Genomic DNA, 19225 nt, shown 5'->3' with positions numbered 1-19225 from the left:
ATTTGGACGTGAACGCGCTGCGCCGCAGCATGATCGATTGTTATTAAGGGAGATGGGTCTACTATCACCGCCGATGAACGCCTCGAGACTGGGGGTCAAAAGCTGAACATGCTCGATGTCCACTGTCGACCCCCTGCGTACTCTTCGCCCAACCCCTACGCCGGTTGCAACTCCCTGCGCGACAGCCGCGGGAAGGCGATCGCCACCGCCACCGCGCCGAGCCCGACAAGGGCCGAGCCGATGAACAGCCAGGAATAGCTGGCATAGGCATCGAACACCATGCCGCCGGCGAGGGGGCCGAAGGCCATGCCGATGCTGGACAGCATGGTGACGGCACCAAACACCGTGCCGAGGATGCGCTGGCCGAAATATTCGCGCGCCAGCACCGCATAGAGCGGCATCACGCCGCCATAGGTGGCGCCGAAGATGACGGCGAGCGTGTAGAATTGACCAAGCTCGCTGACCGCAAGATAGGCTGCAATGACCACGGACTGTATCGCCAGACCGGTAATCAGCACCGGCTTGACCCCCAGCCGGTCGGCAAGCACGCCGTATAGAAGCCTGCCGCCTAAGCCCGCCAGGCCCTCGATGCTGTAGATGCTGACCGCCGCCATCGGCGCTATGCCGCACAGCATGGCATAGCTGACCATGTGAAAGATCGGTCCGGAATGCGCCGCGCAGCAGGCAAAGAAGGTCAGTGCCAAAACGATGAATTGCGGCGAGCGCAGCGCCTGTGGAACCGACATGCCGGTATCGTTGGCGGCAATATCGGCGGCGGCGTCTTCAGCGGCAGGCTTGGGCGGCTGGCGCACCAGCAAGGCGGCCGGCACCAGCAGCGCCCATGCCGCGACGCCAATGACGAACATGGCGGTGCGCCAGTCATAGGCCGTGATCAGCCATTGCGCGAAGGGCGAGATCGTCATCGGCGCCACGCCCATGCCCGCCGAGACCAAGGAAACGGCCAAGCTGCGATTGGTGTCGAACCAAGCGGCGGTCAGCGCGATCATCGGCGCGAAGAAGGCGCTTGCCGCGAGGCCGACGAGCACGCCATAGGTGATCTGGAAGACAAGCAGCGAGCCGGTGCGGCTGGCCAGCACCAGCGCCAGCCCGAGCAGCACCGCCCCTGTCATCACCACGATGCGAGCGCCGTAGCGATCGTAAATGGCGCCCCAGGCGAAACCGCCGAGACCCATCACCAGGAAGTTCAGCGTCATCGCGCTCGATATGCCGGCGCGCGACCAATCCGTGTCGAGCGCCATCGGTTCGAGGAAGATCGCCAGCGAGAACATCGCCCCGAGGGCGACGCAGGTCATCAGGGCGCCAGCCGCGACGATGACCCAACGATAGGAAAGGCTCATGCTTTTTCTCCCGAGATCGTTTGGACACGGCGCGACTTCGTTCGAACTTCGTCACAACGCTTGCGTCCGAAGGACGATGCCGACATTTCGAATCCTACAATCCGGTTGCATTTTTTATCCAGTCGCGAAATCGCGCCACTCGATTGCTCCTTGCCACCCGATTGCTCCATTGCATTGACCGTGCCCCGTCCTGAGCTAGATTTCCAACCTGGCGATCAGGAGCTGTCAGGCATGGAACTTCATCGCGGCCGTCTCATCGACCACGTCCAGTTGGTGGTCAGCGATCTCAAGGCAAGCCGGCGCTTCTACGAGGCGGTTTTCAAGGTGCTCGATGTTCCCATCGGCGGCAGCGCCGAGGATTATTTCTGGGCCGACGAGCTGTTCGTCTCCAGCATCGACAGCCCTGCGGCCAGCGGACAACTGACGGGCCGCCACCACCTTGCCTTCCAGGCCAAGGACCGCGCGATGGTCGACGCCTTCTACAGAGCCGGCCTCGACGCCGGCGGCGCGGACAACGGCGCGCCGGGTGAGCGGCAGCACTACCATCCCGGCTACTATGCCGCCTTCCTGCTCGATCCCGACGGCAACAACATCGAGGCCGTCTTTCACGGGCCGGCCAACCGCAGCGTCCCCTCGGTGAAGATTACGTTCTAATGACCGGGTGATGGATCGACGGCGGACGCTGTCCCGACCTATCCTATCGTGTCAGCGCCGCCATCTGGTTCGCCAGGAAGTCGACGAACAGCCGGGCGCGGACCGGTAGCTGGCGCCCGTACGCATGGACGATGTGCACCGGCATAGTCGGCATCGCCACCTCGGGCAGAATGCGGACCAGACGGCCGGTGTCGAGATCGTCCTGCACGGCAAACTGCATCAGATGCGCGATGCCGGCTCCGGCCAGCGCCGCTTGCCGGATGGCGCCGCCGTCGTCCGTATCGAGCCGCCCGTTCGGCACGATCACCGCGCCGTCGGCGAAGGTGACCGGATAAGGCCGCCCGGCCATGTGATAGCGGACGGAGTCGTGGCTCTGCAACGCCTCGACCGATGCCGGCCGGCCGCGCCGTTCGACATAGGCCGGCGAGGCCACCAGCACGACCGGCAGATTGGCGATTTTGCGCGCGATGAGCCCGGTGTCCGACAGCGTCCCCATGCGCACCGCTACATCATAACCTTCGCGGATCAGGTCGGCGTGACGGTCGGTGACGCTGAGCTCGAGTTTCAGTTCGCCGTGCTGCGCCAGGAATGCTTGTGCCCATGAGGCAATCAGGCCGCGCCCGAGTTCGACGGATGCCGTGACGCGCAGCAGGCCGCGCGCGGTATCCGCCATCTGGACGATGTCCTCGGCATCGTCCAGCGCTCTGAGCAAAGGCGCGACCCGCTCGTAATAGGCGAGGCCTTCGCCGGTCAGTGCCAGCCGGCGCGTCGAGCGCTGGATCAGCCGCACGCCCAGCCGCCGCTCGAGCCGCGCCACGCTCTTCGACACCGCCGACGGGCTGGAGCCGACCAGCCGGCTGGCGGCATGGAACGAGCCGGCATCGACCGTGCGCACGAAGGCGACGAGACCGGCGGTCTTTTCGAGGATGGTGGTCATTCAAGAATTCCAGGCACGAAAGAACCGATCGAGGTGATCCTAAATACGCTATCCGATCACCATTAAATACCGCTCATCATCGACAAAGGAGAGATTTGATGAGCAAGCTGAACGGCAAGGTCGCCATCGTCACCGGCGCCTCCAAGGGTATCGGCGCCGGCATCGCCAAGGGTCTTGCGGCGGCCGGTGCCGCCGTGGTCGTCAACTATGCCTCGTCGAGGGAAGGTGCGGACCGCGTCGTTGCCGAGATCAAGGACGCAGGCGGTCGAGCCGTTGCCGTCCATGGCGACGTGTCGCATGTGGCCGACGTGCGCCGCCTGTTCGAGGCCGCCAAATCGTCGTTCGGCGCGGTGGACATCCTGGTCAACAATGCCGGCGTCTTCGCATTCGAGCCGCTGGAAGCGGTGACCGAGGCCGAATTCCACCGTGAGTTCGACACCAATGTGCTGGGCACCATCCTGACCATCCGGGAAGCGGTGAACCATTTCGGCGCCGGAGGCGGCAGCGTCATCAACATAAGCTCGGTCGCCAGCCTTAACCCGCAGCCGAACTCGCTGGTCTACGCCGCCACCAAGGGCGCAGTGGATTCGATCACGCTCTCCATGTCGAGAGAGCTCGGCGCCCGCAACATCCGCGTCAACGCCATCGCGCCTGGCGGCGTCGACACCGAAGGCCTGCAGCGGATCGGCATCGTCGGCAGCGAGTTCGAGAAGCAGGTCATCGCCATGACCCCGCTCGGCCGCTTCGGCCAGCCCGACGACATCGCCCGCATCGCGGTGTTCCTCGCCTCCGACGACGCATCCTGGCTGACCGGCGAGCGCATCACCGCCTCGGGCGGTTGGAGATAGGCATAGAGCGCGCGGACCTGCCGTTTCACGGACCATCCCACGCAGCGTGACGTCGATAAAACCCCGCAATCGATGACGAGAGCGATCTGAGCCCTATGTTGCGGCGATGGAGCGCCGTGCGGTATCGATGACGGCGAGAAGCCAGGGAGGCAACGGATGACGGACGACGAAAGAGCAATCCGAAAGCTGGTCGAGACGTGGATGGATGCGAGCAAGCGTGGAGACACCGCGACCGTCCTCGGCTTGATGACGGACGACGCGATCTTCATGGTTCCCGGCCGGGAGCCCTTCGACAAGGAGATCTTCGCGGCAGCCGCGCAGGAGATGGCCGGCGTTCATGTCGACGGCACGAACGAGATCATTGAACTACAGCTTCTTGGCGACTGGGCCTTCATGCGCGGTCGTATCGATATGACCGCAACGCCGCCGAACGGGAAGCCGGTGCGTCAATCGGGATATACGCTGACGCTCCTGCGCAAGGAGGCTGATGGTGCGTGGGGGCTGGCCCCGCGATGCGAACCTGCTGACCGCGCAAGGCTAGAGCCGGTCTCCGGCATCTCTGCACCGGAAGGCGCGCCAGGGAGCGACAGGATGGCGAAGATGTGTGCAGGTCGGCCTGAACAGCGTTCCCCTCCTCCACTGATCACACCGGCAAGAGGGCGTTCGGCTTGACATCGGCGATGGAGGCGAAGGTGTGCGTTTCGCGCACGCCGGGCAGTGGCAGGATGACCCGCTGCAGGAAATCCTTGAACACCGCCATATCGGCGATCCGCGCCTTCACCAGATAATCGAAACCGCCAACCACCATATGGCACTCCAGAACCTCCGGGGCCTTCGCCACGGCTTCGGCGAAACGGTCAAAGACATGCGGCGCCGTGTGGTCAAGCCGGACCTCGATGAACACCAGCGTTCCCCGGCCGACCTTGCGCGGATCGAGCACCGCCCTGACCGCGGTGATGAACCCGTCGCGGAACAGGCGCTTCACCCGCTGGCTGGCTCCGGTCGGCGACAGCCCGACACGCCCGGCAAGATCAAGCGTCGTCCGGCGCCCATCCTCCTGCAGCAGCCGGAGCAGGCTGCGGTCTATCTGGTCGAGGTCGTCCATTTTCACAATCCACTCTATCTCAGGGATTTGTGTGCTGATTTCACGCAGAGATGTCAAAATCAACGTATTTCATCACATAAAACCTCGCAATAGCCTGCGCTTCCTCACCCACTCAAAGCAAACGTGGTGAGCCGATTTCGACAAACAAAAGGAGTGCAAGATGACCAAGGAAGCGTTCAGCCCAGCCGGCAGGAGTGCGGCGGAAATCAGCAAGGGAGCGACCGAGATCCTGGTGCTGAGCGAAGTCGACGTGATGGCGTGCATCGATCTCAGCCAGCTTCTCGATGTTCTGGAAGACGGCTTCAAGGCGCTGTCACAAGGCAAGGTCGTCAATCCACCCCGACCACAGCTCGATATCCCCGGGGCCGGCTACAGCCTCGCCATGCCGGCCTGGATGGAGGGCATGAACTTGACCGTCAAGATCGTCAACGTCTTCGAAGGCAACCTGGCCAAGACCCTGCCCAGCCACCTCGCCACCATCAGCCTGTTCGATCCGCTGTCCGGCCTGCCGGTCTGCATCATGGACGGCACCTTCATAACCGCGGTGCGAACCTCCGGCTCCGCCGTGCTGTCGGTGCGCGCGCTCGCGCGCCGGGACGCCAGGATAGCGACAGTGGTCGGCGCCGGCGTCCAGGCCAACCAGCACCTGCATCTGTTGCCGCTGGTGCGCGACTTTGCCGAAATCCGGGTCGCTTCGAAGAGCTTCGACGATGCGGCAGCGCTTGCCCGGCTGCATCCGTCGGTGGTGGCGGTCGCCGACCTCGAGGCGGCAGTGCGCAGTTCCGACGTGGTGTGCCTGGCGACGCATTCCTACGAGCCGGTGATCGAGGCAGACTGGGTTCGGCCGGGCACGCACGTCTCGTCGGTCGGGGTGGCACCACCCGGCGGTGAAATGCCGATCGAGCTCATCGGCAAATCCAGTCTTTTTGTCGAGACCAGGGATGCGTTCGAACCGACCCCGGTCGGTTCTTGCGAGCTTGCCGGCTTCGACCCGGATTTCGGCACCGAGCTTGGCGCCATGCTGCTCGACCGCGCGCCGGGCCGCGTTTCGGATCAACAGATCACCACCTACAAGGCGATGGGCATTGCCATGGAAGACATGGTCGCCGCCGATCTCGCCTATCGTTGCGCCAAGCGTCTGCACAAGGGAAAGCTCATCGTGCTGTAGGCGTGCCGCGAGCCAGGTTGGGATCGACGTTGCTGACAATGGCGCTTTCGCGGAAGCGGCCGGGCTAAAGGGCGGTCCCTCAGCCCGGCACACGCTTCAGCGCCTGCGCCATGCAGTGGATGCCGCCGCCGGTCTTCGAGATCTCGCTCATGTCGATGGCCGCCACTTCGAAGCCGCGCGCCTTGAGCTGGCCGATCAGCGTCTGGCTGGATGTCGGCGCGATCACCCGGTCCTTGCCCAGCGACATGAAGTTGCAGCCGAGCGCCATCGTGTCCTGGAACGGCACGTCGATGATCTCGTGGCTCTTGCCCTTCAACCAGTCGACGATGCCCGGCTCGGTGCAGGCGAGGCAGACGGCGGTCAGTTTCTCGGCGATCGGCACCACCATCAGGTCGATATGGACATAATATTCGTCGATGAAGGCGATGCGGGTTTCCCAGCCCTCCTTGTCGAACCAGGCCTGGACCTGGCGCGCGCCCTCCTCCTGGGTGCGGGCGCCGCCGCAGCCGATCAGCACCACGCCGTCCTCGATGACGTTGAAGTCGCCGCCCTCGAAAGTGCCCGCGGTGACCATATCGTAGATCGGGATGCCAAGCTTCTCATAGGTGCGGATCGCCGCATAGTTCTCGCCGCGCCGCCACCATTGGGACATCGCGGTGATGACGGCGCCATACGGCGTCATGACGCTGGAATCGCGCGAATAGACCTGCATCGGCAGCTCCGGCGCCGGCTCGTGCCAGTGGATGTTGACGCCGAAATGCTCGTAAGCGGCGACCAGGTCCTTGTGCTGCGCCTGCGCGATCTGGACGTTGCACGGCGCCTCGCGCAGATGCTTGCGCGATAGCGAGCTGGTCGAGAGATGGCGCAGGAAATTCGGCGAACCGAGCAGCACGTCGGTCAGGACATCGGTCTCGTTGGCAAAGCCCCAGACGGTCAATGGCTTGGTACCGCCGGCCGGATTGCGGCGCTGCAGTGAAAACGGCTCTGCTACGATGCGGTCGTGAACGGTCATGGCATTCTCCTGGCTTCGAGTGATCACGCGGCTTGCGGGTTGCCTGGTATCCACCAGTCCCGTCCGCGCGGGGTGGTGACATATTCCGGCCAGCGGAAATGAATCGGCGGTTCGTAGTCGCAAAGCGGCGCCAGCCAAGTGCTGCCACCAATGCCGCCGCCAGTGCGGGCGACGAATTCGTCCATCGCCGCATCGCGGGCCGCCTTGTCTTCCAGCAGGCGAAGAGCTGCCAACGCAATCGTTTTCGACGCGCAGGCAACCATCGGATCGATGGTGGCGGAAATGGCGCCCAGCGCATTCATCGCCCAGGACGGATACGCCTGGCCGTTTTGCGAACGCAGCGCCGGCCGGGCGACATAGAACCGCGCCGTCGGCGTCTGCCACGACATGTCGGTGTAATCGTCGGAGGTGGAATTCAGCTGCGACGGCGGCAAGTCGCGGCGCAGCAACGCCTCCGCCTCCTCAGGCGCAATCAGCTGCTCCAACTCGGCGATGAACGGCTCGTCGGTCGCCGCGCCGCCGGCATTGACCTGGATTTCACGGGCAATCGCCTTGGCCGTCTTGTCCCAGCGCGGCGGCCCGACCGTCGACAGCGCATCGTAGGCAATGTCAGCCATGGCATGATTGGCGAGCCCCGGCCGCGACTTCGACACCCAGTGCCGCTCATGGCGGCAGCCGCTCATCTTGGCGGCGGCCTCCGCGTTGCGGTCGAGCACGGCGGTGACCTGCTCGGCCATGGCAAGCGTCGGCACGCGGATCATGTACTGGATTTCGGCCAGACCCGCCGGCAGATTGTCGGCGGTCGCCTGTCCTGCCGTCAGGATCGCCTCGCTGATCGACCAGCCGCCCTGATGCGGCAGCATGGAATCACGCAGCGCCTTGGACGCCATGTACATCATGACAAGCGCGTCGTTGGCGCCGGGCGCCCGCACCGCCGAATGCGCCTGCGGAATCGGTGCACCATCGCTTGCGCGAACCCAATTTTCGGGTTCGTCGCACGCAAAGCGATAGATCATCGCATAGGCCGCGCCGCAATGCGTGTCCCAGCGAGCCGTGTTGCAGAGCGGCAGCATGTAAAAGGGATGGAAGGAGATCATGCCAGCGAGGCCGTCATAGTAGCCTTTTGCCGCATGGATCGGCTTCGACCCCCGCACCTTCTCCGCCGGCTCGCCGGTGAAGCGCAGTGTGCCTGTTATGCCGTGGCGCTGCATCGCCGCCTTGGTTGCCAAAAGTCCGCCAAGGCTGGCAATGCCGAGGCCGGAATGCGGATCGGTGTGGCCGCCGGCCTCAGCGCCTAGACCGGGACGCGGTCGCTTGACGGTCGCCGCGTCCTGGCAATTGCCCGGCACCGCGTCATACTCGGCATACATGCCGATCGTCGGCCCGGCGCCGTTGGTCCAGTGGGCGCAAAAGGCGGTCGGCATCCCGCCGGAGCCTTCCTCGACCGAAAAGCCCTCGTGCTTCAGACGGTCGACATACCAGGCGGCCGACTGGTATTCGCGCCAGGCGGTCTCGCCGAAATCGAAGATCGTCCGCGTCCACGCCGACAGCGACGGCTGGATGTCGTCCAGACAGGCAAGCGCGGTCGCTTGGGCCGAGGTGGTCACCGGATCCTCCATCGGTCAAAGAAAGCAGTGAAGCGCCTCGCCAAAAAGTGATATGTTTTCCCGGCTCATGCAAATTCGGTTCACCTCTTGAGAATTCCCTCGACTCAGGCGCTGCGCGCCCTCGACAGTTTCGCCCGCCACGGCAGCGTCTGGCGCGCTGCCGACGAACTGCATCTGACCCGCAGCGCGGTCAGCCACCAATTGCGGCTGCTCGAACGCGATCTCGGCTTCGACCTGCTCGAGCGCATCGGCAAGGGCGTGGCGCTGACGCCGCGCGGCCAGCGTTACGCCAGCGACGTGCGCAAAGCGCTGACGGTGCTCGGCGATGCGGTAACGCGCCATGCCGGCACCGGCGTCGGCGGCTCGTTCAGCGTCAGCTGCACGCCGGGCTTCGCCTCGCTGTTCCTGTGCACGCACATCGGCGAATTCCGGCAGATGTACCCCGATGTCGCGCTGCGCATCCTGACGCCGCGGCGGCTGGACGACGTCAGCAACGCCGACGCCGACGCCTTCATCGCCTTCGGCGTCGGCAACTGGCCGAACCGCGCGGTCGAACTGTTGTGCGAGATCTCGTTCACGCCGCTGTGCAGCCCGACGCTGCTCAACAAGATCGGCGGGTTTTCCAAGCCGGCCGACGTGCTGCGCGCCAATCTCCTGCATCTCGGCGACACCGAGGACTGGGCGCGCTGGCTGGCGCTGTCGAAGGTCGAGAATCCCGACACCGAGGGCGGCATCTTCTTTTCCGACATGAACCTGGTTTTTTCGGCCGCCATCGCCGGCCAGGGCATCGCCATGGGCGACGAACTGACCAGCCGCCGGGCGCTGAGCGAAGGCCGGCTGGTGCGCCCCTTCGACATCGCAATCAGTTCGCCACGCTCGTATTTTCTCGTTTCCGAACATGCCAAGGCGGCGCATCCGGTGCTGGAGGCGTTCGGGAGGTGGCTGAGGTCGAAACTGTCGGAGAATAGAATCCATCCGTATTGAGCGGGACGATGAAGCGCCAATCTTCCCCCCTCGTGGGGGAGATGCCCGGCAGGGCAGAGGGGGGCGCGAAGGAACGCTAGCTTTTCCAGCAACTCTGAAACCAGCGATGGACCGCTCCAAATAGTTGATAGGCTGGCGGGACAGCGCCCCCTCTGTCCTGCCGGACATCTCCCCCACACGGGGGGAGATTGGCAGCTCGAGCGTCCCGCTCGCCTCTCCCATGTGAACAACAGATGAATCAAATTTGCCGATCAGGCGAAAACTATTCGGTTGCGGTGAGCCGCGGGCCTGCCTACGATTTCAATCACATTGAGGACAAGGCAGGATGCAGCAACCCGGCCGTGCCGCAGAGATCAAGGCAATCGGGATCGGCAAGAGCTTCGGCTCGTTCCGTGCACTGGACGATCTGACGCTCGATATCGGCCGCGGTGAGTTCCTGACTCTGCTCGGGCCGTCGGGTTCGGGCAAGACCACCTTCCTGATGATCCTTGCCGGTTTCGTGCAGCCGACCGACGGCCGCCTTTACAGCGACGGCGTCGACATCACCGAGCGGCCGGCCGAGCAGCGCGCTGCCGGCATGGTGTTCCAGGGCTATGCCCTGTTCCCGCACATGAGCGTCGAGGCCAACATCGCCTTCCCGCTCAAGGTGCGCAAGAAGTCGGCGGCCGAGATCAAGCGTCGCGTCGGTGAGATGGTCGAGCGCGTCGGGCTGAAGGGCCACGAGAAGAAACTGCCGTCGCAATTGTCCGGCGGCCAGCAGCAGCGCGTGGCGCTGGCGCGCGCGCTGGTGTTCGAGCCGGGTGTGCTTTTGCTCGACGAGCCGTTCTCGGCGCTCGACAAGGGCCTGCGCGGCCAGATGCAGGCCGAGATGAAACGGCTGCACCAGGAAACCGGCACCACCTTCGTCTTCGTCACCCATGACCAGAGCGAGGCGCTGGCGCTGTCGTCGCGCGTCGCCATCTTCAACCACGGCAAGTTACTGCAGGTCGGGGCGCCTGACGAGGTCTACGACCGGCCGGCCAACCGCTTCGTCGCCGAGTTCCTCGGCGAGATCAACATGCTGCCGCTGAAGGGCGTGCGCAACGCCGACAACGGCGCCACCGGCCTGTGCGAAGACCGCACCATCACCCTGCGCGGCAATGCAAGCGCCGTCGGCAGCAACGCCATCCTGGCGATCCGGCCCGAATACATGTCGATCGCCCCCGAAGCGACAGCCGGCGAGAACGGCATCGCCGCGACTGCGGTCGCCTCGACCTATCTCGGCGCTGCGACGCGGCTCGATCTCACCACGCGCCAAGGTGCCAAGGTGACGGTCTCGGTGCCGAACGAAGTCGCCGCTTCGGCACTCAGCAAGGGCAATTCCGTATGGCTGACATGGCCGGCGGAAAAAGGTTTCCTCCTTCCGGACGGAGGATGACGACCAGAGTGACGAATGCAAATTCGCACCGACTACCGGGATAAAAACAACGACAAAAAAGGGGAACTGACATGACAAACAATTCAAAGATGAGCGAAACCAGGAAACACGCCATCGAGACACTGTCCGCCAGGGCGGTGCGCGGCGAGATCTCGCGCCGGCAGTTCACGCAGCTGGCTGCGCTCGTGCTGGCCGGCCCGCCGATGCTGGTGCGCTCGACCGGCGCCTTCGCGCAAGCCAAGGAACTGGTGCTGGTCAACTGGGGCGGCGACGCCATCACCGCCTATGACGCGGCCTATGGCCAAGCGTTCACCAAGGAGACCGGCATCACCGTCAAGATGGACGGCTCCGGTCCGACCGAGGGTGCGATCGCCGCACAGTTCAAGAGCGGCGCCCCGACCTGGGACCTGGTCGACGTCGACCCGTTCTCGGCGATCACGCTCGGCGCGCAGGGCATGCTCGAGCCGATCGACTATTCGATCGTCGACAAGAACAAGATGCGGCCTGGCTTCGGCTGGGAGCACGCCGCCTCGACCTATTTCTTCTCCTATGTCATTGCCTACGATTCCGAGAAATTCGGCAGCCAGGCACCGACCGGCATGGCCGACTTCTTCGACGTGACGAAATTCCCCGGCAAGCGCTCGCTCTACAAATGGGGCGTGTCGAGTTGGGAAGCGGCGCTGCTCGCCGACGGCATCGCGCCGGCCTCGCTCTATCCGCTCGACCTCAAGCGCGCGCATGACAAGATCGCCGCCTTCAAGGAGAATGTCGTGGCCTATTGGGGCGGCGGCGCCGAAAGCCAGAGCGTGCTGCTCGACGGCGAGGCTTCGATGGCCATCGTCTGGTCGACGCGAGCCTCGCTGATCGAGCAGGATTCCGGCGGCAAGATCAAGTTCATCTGGGACCAGGGCCTGATCTCGCCCGGCGCGCTCGCCGTGCTCAAGGGCAATCCCGGCGGCAAGGACGCGGCGATGAAGTTCATTGCCAGCGCCCAGGATCCGGAGAAGCAACTGATCATGTTCGACAAGCTCGGCCAGGGCCCGGCCAATCCGGCCACCGACGCGCTGATCCCCGCCGACAAGAAGCGCATCAACCCGGTCGACCCCGAAAACATGAAGAAGCAGATCCCGCTCGACATGGAGTGGTACGCCAAGAACTACGGGGCCGCACTCGACGAATACACGAAGATCATCTCCGCCTGATAGACCGGGATAACCGGAGCCGAGATGAAAGCATATCTCTCCGACAGGATGGGCGCGGCGCTGTTGATGGCGCCGCTGCTGCTGTTCCTTGGCGCCGCCTACGCCTGGCCATTCTTCGGCGTCGTCAATTGGAGCTTCACCCTGCCCGAGCCGGGGCTCGGGCAATATGGCACGCTGCTTAGCGACCCGCTGGTGCAGTCGGTGTTTGTCCGCACGCTGCGCATCGCTGCGATCGTCACGATTGTTTCGGTTGCCGCCGCCTACGCCATCACCGTGGTCTGGGTGCGCGGCACGCCGGCGCAGCGGGTGATCGCCGAGTTCTGCATCCTGGTGCCATTCTGGATCTCGGTGCTGACGCGCGCCTTCGGCTGGGTGGCGCTGCTTTCCAATCGCGGCCTGTTCAACACCTGGCTGCAGGCGATCGGCTTCATCTCGGAACCGCTGACGCTGGTGCGCAACGAATTCGGCGTCATCGTCGGCATGACCCATTTCCTCATTCCTTTCGCCGTGTTTCCACTGGCGTCCTCGATGCGCAGCCTCGACGACCGCGTGCTGCTGGCGGCGCGCGGGCTCGGCTCCAGCCGCATGCGCACCTTCTGGTCGGTGTTCGTGCCGATGACCCGCTCCGGCATCATCGGCTCGGCGCTCATCGTCTTCGTCTTTTCGCTGGGCTTCTTCGTGACGCCTGCGATCCTCGGCGGCGGCCGCAGCGTTATGGTCGCCGAGCTGATCTATCTCCGCATCTTCCAGAGCCCGGACTGGGGCCTGGGGGCGGCGATCAGCGTCGTGCTGGTGCTGTTCGTCGGCGCGCTGATGGCGCTGCTGTTCCGCTATGTCAGACCGAAGCAGCTGATCTGATGCCGACCTACCGCCCCGGCCCCGTCTCGCTGGTCCTCGCCGCCCTGGTTGCGCTCTTCCTGCTGTTGCCGCTGCTTGCCGTGATCCCGGTGTCGCTGACGCCGACCCGCATGCTGGCGATGCCGTCCGGCGAATTGTCGCTGCGCCACTACCGGGCGCTGATCGAGGATCCGCGCTGGATCAATTCGATCCTGCTCTCGATCAGGATCGGCGTCGTCAGCAGCGCCTTTTCCACCGTGCTGGCGCTGTGCTTCAGCCTCGGTGTGTGGATGTTCCAGCCGCGCTTCACCGCCGCGCTGGTCGGCTTCGTGCTGCTGCCGATGGTGGTGCCGCCGGTGGTTTCGGCGATCACGCTCTATTTCCTGCTGACCTCGATCTCCGGCGTCTCTTCGTTCTTCGGCTACGACACGTGGCTCGGTGTCGCCATGGCGCATGCTGTGATGACGGTGCCCTTCGCCACGGTGCTGATCCTGGTGTCGCTCAGCCAGCTCGACCGGCGCATCGACCTTGCCGCGCGCGGTCTCGGCGCCACCGTGTGGGAACGCGCCACCCGCATCATCATGCCCAACATCAAATTCGGCATCGTCACTGCCGCCCTGCTGTCCTTCGTGCTGTCCTGGGAAGAGATCGGCGTCACCCTGTTCATCACCTCCGTAAACGCCATCACGCTGCCCAGGCTGATGTGGATGGGCCTGCGCGACAACATCGACCCGGCGATCGCCGCCCTCTCGGTGATCCTGATCATCATCACGGTGCTGGTGCTGGCGGCGCGCAGTGCCGTGGTCAGGCTGCGCGCGGGGCAGTAGGGCGTCCGAAGCGGAGCGCATATCCCGCTCGATAGTTGGCGGGACAGCGCCCCCCTCTGGCCTGCCGGCCATCTCCCCCACTTGGGGGGAGATCGGCAGCTTTCGGCGACGGCTCCCTCCTTCGGCGGTAGTGATTGGCGAAAGCGGAGATGACGGCCAATCTCCCCCCAAGTGGGGGAGATGTCCGGCAGGACAGAGGGGGGCGCGAAGGATTGCCAACCTTTGAAAGCTTCTTCTACCCCATGGCGTGGCGGATCGACTTGGACAGACGGCTCAGGAATGCCGGTCTAGACGATGCGTCGAGCTTCCACGACAGCACCGCCGTCGCCAGTTTCCGCGGCAGCACCCCGACCGACAGGAACCAGGCGGCAAGGACGGCGCGCCGGCGCAGCGACGCGGTCATTTCGAGGCTGGCGACGGCGCCCGCCGCCCCAAGCGCCAGCCGGGAATCATTGGCCACGGGGTGCCGGCGCCTGTCCGCGCACAGCGACGCCAGCCGCTCTTCCAGGTGGACCGGATCGTGGCGGACAGCCTCCGACGGAACGATGGTCAGGCCGATCCCGGAGGCTTGGTCCGACAGCGCCTGCATGCGGCGGAAGTCGTGGGTTACCCGCCAGCGTGCCCGCTCGGCGAGCTTTTCACCGAACACCGAATGGTTGGCGCCGTGGATCCGGTAGGCGCCGACGCATTCGTCGATGGACCGGACGTGTCCGTACATGGGCGCCAGCGTTACAAGGTAGCCATCGGCGCCCTGGCGGAACTCCGCCTCCGGTATAGGCATGATCGATTCGAGGGTTGTGCGATCAAAGGCCAGCCCGCTGGTCACAGTCGTCTGATAGCGGCCCTTGTGCAGGAGTTTCGGCATGACGTCACCGCTGTCGAAGGGCAGTTCGGGCGGCGGAAAGACGTCCTTGATGCGTTGTCGTTCGTCGACGATATGCAGCCTTGACTGCACCTGGGCGGTTGCCGCATCCCAGGTGTCGACGATCCTGGAAACGGCGGTCGGATAAAGAAAATCGTCGGCGTCGAGGAACAGGACGATCTTGCCCGAGCTTGCCGCGAACCCGGTGTTGAACGCCGCCGCATGCCCGCCATTTTGCGCGCGCGGGCAGGCTAGGATCCTGTCCCCATATGATTTCATGATTGTCGTGGAATTGTCCTGCGAGGCATCATCGACGACGATGACTTCGACATCCGCGTAGTCCTGCTCGAGGGCGCTATCGATGCTGCGTTTGAGGAAACGCGCGTAATTGTAGTTCGGAATGATGATGGATACCGGAATCCTCGGGACAGACTGCATCGCATTTGACCTCGCATCTTGCTTTGGTTTCAGCAAACCCGCGCGCGGGCCTGGTTCCTCCTCAAGCGCGTCCCACGAATTCCTGGGAGAAGGCTCGCGCCTTTCGTCAGGACGGGTCACGTCTCTTGCTTTGCGACTTCATGCTGAGGCCGCCATTGCCTTCAAGAGCTGCCGCCGAGATCATGGTCGACGGCAGCAAGGGCTCCGACGGTTCGGCTCGGATGACACGACAACCGAGCCTGACGGAAAGGCTTGGGTCGCGATCAGGTCGGGACCGAAGCGGACAGGCACCTTGAAGGCATGGCGGATACTGGCCTTCAAATGCGGCTGGAGCAAGCCCCACGCCAAGACCAAAGGCTCACAAGCCTGTTACGTCTCAGGCGGCATGCAGCGTTGGAATGGCGCTGACATCCACTTCGCGCTCCGCGTGCCAGGCATCATACGCGGCCGCGACCATCGGCTTACAAGGCCAATCGTCTTTTCCCGGAGCCGGCGAACCGGCTCCGGGCCGTATGGGGGCAGGCCTGATCAGTCACGCGGCCTGCAGCCCCGGCAGCGACAGATCGGCTTCCTCCGGCAAGTCGCCGGCCATCGCGGCAGCGAACCTGGTCTGGTCGAGTTCCCCTTCCCAGCGCGCCACGACCACGGTCGCCACCGCATTGCCGATGAAGTTGGTCAGCGCCCGGCATTCCGACATGAAGCGGTCGACGCCGAGGATCAGCGCCATGCCGGCGACCGGCACTGCCGGCACGACCGAGAGCGTCGCGGCCAGCGTGATGAAGCCGGCGCCGGTGATGCCGGCGGCGCCCTTGGAGCTCAGCATGGCGACGGCGAGCAGCAGGATCTGGTCGCCGAGGGTGAGCGGCGTGTCGGTCGCCTGGGCGATGAACAGCGCGGCCAGCGTCATGTAGATATTGGTGCCGTCGAGGTTGAAGGAATAGCCAGTCGGGACGACCAGCCCGACCACCGAGCGGTTGCAGCCGGCGCGCTCCATCTTGGCCATCAGGCCCGGCAGTGCCGCTTCCGAGGACGAGGTGCCGAGCACCAGCAGCAGCTCTTCCTTGACGTAGCGGATCAGCGCCAGGATCGAGAAGCCGTTGTAGCGGGCGACCGCGCCCAGCACCACCAGCACGAACAGCAGCGACGTCAGGTAGAATGTGCCGATCAGCATGGCGAGGTTGGCGATCGAGCCGATGCCGTATTTGCCGATGGTGAAGGCCATGGCGCCGAAAGCGCCGATCGGCGCGGCCTTCATCAGGATGGCGACGAGGCGGAAGATCGGCGTGGTCAACGCCTGCAGGAAATCGACGACCGGGCGGCCGCGATCGCCGACCGCGGCAAGAGCGAGCCCGAACAGCACCGAAAAGAACAGCACCTGCAGGATGTCGCCCTTTGCGAAAGCTCCGGTGATCGTGTCGGGGATGATGTTCATCAGGAAACCGACGATGCTGGTGTCGTGCGCTTTTTCGGTGTAGGTCGCCACCTTTGTGGCATCGAGCGTGGCCGGATCGATATGCATGCCGGCGCCCGGCTGGACGACGTTCGAGACTACGAGGCCGACGACAAGCGCCAGCGTCGAGAATGCCAGGAAGTAGATCATCGCCTTGCCGGCGACGCGGCCCACCTTCTGCAGATCGGAAACGCCGGCGATGCCGGTCGCCACCGTCAGGAAGATCACCGGCGCGATCACCATCTTCACCAGCTTGATGAAAGCGTCGCCGAACGGCTTCATCGCCTCACCGGTTTCGGGATAGAAGTGGCCGAGCAGCACGCCGGCGGCGATCGCCGCCAGCACCTGCACATAGAGATGCCGGTAGAACGGAAGTTTGCCGCGCGGCGCGGCGGCAGCGAATGCTGTCTGCATGACGTCCTCCATTGTGCTCCGATCGAAAGCTCGACCTCCCGGAGCGTTTGCATTTGACCCCCAGCAGCCTCGTGACCGCTGAAGTCGTGTTTGCAACTGCCGTGCCAAGTGCGCGGAAAAGAGCCTCTCCCTTTGATTTTATTGAGTATTCCAGAACTGGTTGTTCGTCTCGCACACACACAAAGTGCGGATGTTCGCATGGTCGAATTGTGCTTTGTGCGAAATCATGCACAAATGGGCGATGCTGCAACGACCCGCCGCTGCCTTGCCGTCGACGCCCGAGCAACTCGGCAGGCGAGCGCGCCGTGCCTGGCTGCTGTTTGCGGTAATCGCCCTTGCGACGGCCACGGCCGCACTTTACGGCGCCGGTCTCTATGGCCGCATCACCGAGCTCGGGACACTGACGGCGCAGGGCCGCACCGACGCCAATCTGAAGGTCGCGCTATTGCGCGCCGTTCTGGAAAGCCCGCGCGCCCTGCCCCTGCTTTTGTCGGAAGACCAGCAGGTGCGCGACGCGCTGGCGCAGAAAAGTGCTGCTGCAATCGATGTGCTGAATCGCAAGCTTGAAGGGCTGGTCTCCGGCACCAAGGCCTCGGTGCTCTATGTCATCGGCAGCGACGGACTGGCGATCGCCTCCAGCAACTGGCGCGACCCGATCAGCTTTGTCGGCAACGACTACCGGTTCCGCGACTATTTCTCCGCGGCGATGCAATCTGGAACCGCCGAATATTTCGCGCTCGGCAATGTCAGCAAACGCCCAGGCCTCTACATCTCGCGACGCGTCGGCGATGCTGCCGCACCGCTCGGCGTCGTCGTCGTCAAGGCGGAGTTCGATCAGCTCGAAGCCGACTGGCACGAGGTGAACCGCCCGGCCTATGTCAGCGACGAGCGCGGTATCGTCCTGATCACCAGCGTGCGGTCCTGGCGCTTCATGACGACGGCGCCGCTTGCCGGGCCTGATCGTGCCGCGATCCAGAACAGCCAGCAGTTCGGCGATGCACCGCTGATGCCGTTGCCGATCACGCGCCCGCAGGCGCTCAGCCCGGACACATCCATCGTCCACGCGGTGACGCCCGGCGGCAGCGACGCGGAATATCTGAGACTTTCAGCCCCGGTTCCTTCGACCCCCTGGCGCCTCGACTATCTCGTCCCGGCCGAGGCGCCGATCGCCGCCGCGGCCCGTGAAATGCGGCTCCTTGCGCTCGGCGTCTTGGTCCCGTTGCTCGGCCTTGCTGCGTATCTGTTGTGGCGCCGGCAGTCGGGACAAATGCGGATCGCCGCCGAACAGGCGGCGCGCACCGAACTCGAGCGCCGCGTCGTCGAACGAACCGAGGATCTGAGCCGTGCCCGCGATCGGCTGCAGGCGGAGATATCAGACCATCGCAGCACGGAAGCCAAGCTGCAGGTTGTGCAGCAGGATCTGGTCCAGGCCAACCGCCTCGCCATCCTCGGCCAGGTCGCCGCCGGCGTCGCCCATGAGATCAACCAGCCGGTTGCCACCATACGCGCCTATGCCGACAACGCCCGCGTCTTCCTCGACAGGAAGCAGACTGCGCCCGCCGGGGAAAACCTCGGTGCCATCGCAGCACTGACCGAGCGCATCGGCACCATCACCGAAGAATTGAAGGCCTTTGCCCGCAAGGGCCGCACCGCCGCCGAGCCTGTCGCATTGCGCGGTGTCATCGAGGGCGCCGTCGTGCTGTTGAGAAGCCGCTTTGCCGGCCGGCTCGACGCACTGGCGATCGACCTGCCACCGCCGAGCCTCAAGGTCATGGGCAACCGGGTCCGGCTCGAACAGGTGCTGATCAACCTCTTCCAGAACGCGCTTGAAGCGCTGGACGGCCGCAACGACGCTCATGTGCGGGTTGCGGTCGAGGAGACCGCGGACGGCGTGATGGTCGGCGTGTCCGATAACGGACCTGGCATTCCGCCAGGGATTCTCAAATCGTTGTTCACGCCGTTCAATACTTCCAAGGAAAAAGGCCTCGGTCTTGGTCTTGTCATCTCGAAGGATATCGTCGCCGACTACGGCGGACGCATCGAGGTTTCGAGCGACGGCAGCGGCACCCGCTTCGCCATCCATCTCTTGAAAGCAGCATAGTGGC

Annotated in this window: 17 protein-coding genes; 10 read left to right on the top strand and 7 right to left on the bottom strand. The window is 64.5% G+C overall.

What is annotated here, in order from left to right; genetic code table 11:
- Positions 1–155 precede the first annotated feature (155 nt).
- Entirely contained in the window at positions 156–1358 is a 1203-nt protein-coding gene (locus AC0L2R_RS17600; protein ID WP_473510482.1) for an MFS transporter, read from the bottom strand.
- A 222-nt stretch (positions 1359–1580) separates the two neighbouring features.
- Here AC0L2R_RS17600 and AC0L2R_RS17595 point away from each other — a divergent pair, with 222 nt between their 5' ends.
- Positions 1581–2012, top strand: a complete 432-nt coding sequence (locus AC0L2R_RS17595) for a VOC family protein (protein WP_473510682.1) — start codon at positions 1581–1583, stop codon at positions 2010–2012.
- A 43-nt stretch (positions 2013–2055) separates the two neighbouring features.
- Here the strand turns inward: AC0L2R_RS17595 and AC0L2R_RS17590 are convergent, their stop codons facing one another.
- Positions 2056–2949: a LysR family transcriptional regulator gene (locus AC0L2R_RS17590; RefSeq protein ID WP_473510480.1), complete on the bottom strand. Its 894-nt coding sequence runs from the start codon at positions 2947–2949 to the stop codon at positions 2056–2058.
- Positions 2950–3047: 98 nt separating this feature from the next.
- On the opposite strand from AC0L2R_RS17590, the gene AC0L2R_RS17585 reads away from it, so the two are divergent.
- A complete protein-coding gene (locus AC0L2R_RS17585) occupies positions 3048–3797 on the top strand; it encodes an SDR family NAD(P)-dependent oxidoreductase (RefSeq protein WP_287207963.1) in 750 nt (249 codons plus the stop codon).
- A 156-nt stretch (positions 3798–3953) separates the two neighbouring features.
- Positions 3954–4469, top strand: coding sequence for a YybH family protein (locus AC0L2R_RS17580; protein WP_473510478.1), 516 nt, complete (start codon positions 3954–3956; stop codon positions 4467–4469).
- Here AC0L2R_RS17580 and AC0L2R_RS17575 read toward each other — a convergent pair.
- Complete coding sequence (locus tag AC0L2R_RS17575; RefSeq protein ID WP_128187514.1) at positions 4441–4902, bottom strand: Lrp/AsnC family transcriptional regulator; 462 nt, start codon at positions 4900–4902, stop codon at positions 4441–4443. The two genes, AC0L2R_RS17580 and AC0L2R_RS17575, sit on opposite strands and share 29 nt — an antisense overlap.
- Before the next feature lie 160 nt (positions 4903–5062).
- On the opposite strand from AC0L2R_RS17575, the gene AC0L2R_RS17570 reads away from it, so the two are divergent.
- Positions 5063–6070 (top strand): ornithine cyclodeaminase family protein, encoded by a 1008-nt coding sequence (locus AC0L2R_RS17570; RefSeq protein WP_128170485.1) that lies wholly within the window; start codon positions 5063–5065, stop codon positions 6068–6070.
- Positions 6071–6149: 79 nt separating this feature from the next.
- Here the strand turns inward: AC0L2R_RS17570 and AC0L2R_RS17565 are convergent, their stop codons facing one another.
- Both AC0L2R_RS17565 and AC0L2R_RS17560 read right to left on the bottom strand, forming a co-directional pair.
- A complete protein-coding gene (locus AC0L2R_RS17565; protein WP_473510476.1) occupies positions 6150–7082 on the bottom strand; it encodes a dimethylarginine dimethylaminohydrolase family protein in 933 nt (310 codons plus the stop codon).
- Positions 7083–7105: 23 nt separating this feature from the next.
- On the bottom strand, positions 7106–8701 hold the full coding sequence (locus AC0L2R_RS17560; protein ID WP_473510474.1) for a zinc-binding metallopeptidase family protein: 1596 nt from the start codon (positions 8699–8701) through the stop codon (positions 7106–7108).
- A 75-nt stretch (positions 8702–8776) separates the two neighbouring features.
- Here AC0L2R_RS17560 and AC0L2R_RS17555 point away from each other — a divergent pair, with 75 nt between their 5' ends.
- From AC0L2R_RS17555 to AC0L2R_RS17535, 5 genes are all read left to right on the top strand, one after another.
- The gene (locus AC0L2R_RS17555) at positions 8777–9673 is read left to right on the top strand and encodes a LysR substrate-binding domain-containing protein (RefSeq protein ID WP_473510472.1); all 897 of its coding nucleotides are present in this window, start codon (positions 8777–8779) and stop codon (positions 9671–9673) included.
- Between the two features lie 325 nt (positions 9674–9998).
- Positions 9999–11090, top strand: a complete 1092-nt coding sequence (locus tag AC0L2R_RS17550; RefSeq protein ID WP_287070095.1) for an ABC transporter ATP-binding protein — start codon at positions 9999–10001, stop codon at positions 11088–11090.
- Between the two features lie 89 nt (positions 11091–11179).
- Complete coding sequence (locus tag AC0L2R_RS17545; protein WP_473510680.1) at positions 11180–12292, top strand: ABC transporter substrate-binding protein; 1113 nt, start codon at positions 11180–11182, stop codon at positions 12290–12292.
- 24 nt (positions 12293–12316) lie between these two features.
- Positions 12317–13150, top strand: coding sequence for an ABC transporter permease (locus tag AC0L2R_RS17540; protein WP_128187506.1), 834 nt, complete (start codon positions 12317–12319; stop codon positions 13148–13150).
- Positions 13150–13956, top strand: a complete 807-nt coding sequence (locus AC0L2R_RS17535) for an ABC transporter permease (RefSeq protein WP_091599363.1) — start codon at positions 13150–13152, stop codon at positions 13954–13956. The genes AC0L2R_RS17540 and AC0L2R_RS17535 overlap by 1 nt, the downstream gene beginning before the upstream one ends.
- A 235-nt stretch (positions 13957–14191) precedes the next feature.
- On the opposite strand, the gene AC0L2R_RS17530 is transcribed toward AC0L2R_RS17535, so the two are convergent.
- Complete coding sequence (locus AC0L2R_RS17530) at positions 14192–15256, bottom strand: glycosyltransferase family 2 protein (RefSeq protein ID WP_473510469.1); 1065 nt, start codon at positions 15254–15256, stop codon at positions 14192–14194.
- 532 nt (positions 15257–15788) lie between these two features.
- The gene (locus tag AC0L2R_RS17525; RefSeq protein ID WP_027155097.1) at positions 15789–17120 is read right to left on the bottom strand and encodes a dicarboxylate/amino acid:cation symporter; all 1332 of its coding nucleotides are present in this window, start codon (positions 17118–17120) and stop codon (positions 15789–15791) included.
- Positions 17121–17346: 226 nt separating this feature from the next.
- Here AC0L2R_RS17525 and AC0L2R_RS17520 point away from each other — a divergent pair, with 226 nt between their 5' ends.
- Positions 17347–19221 carry a sensor histidine kinase gene (locus tag AC0L2R_RS17520; RefSeq protein WP_473510467.1) on the top strand — a complete coding sequence of 625 codons (1875 nt, stop codon included), beginning with the start codon at positions 17347–17349 and terminating at the stop codon, positions 19219–19221.
- Positions 19222–19225: the final 4 nt, after the last annotated feature.

The organism is Mesorhizobium sp. WSM4820, assembly GCF_055811075.1.
Note: the sequence above shows the minus strand (reverse complement) of the source record. Positions and strands in the feature narration are given on the sequence as shown.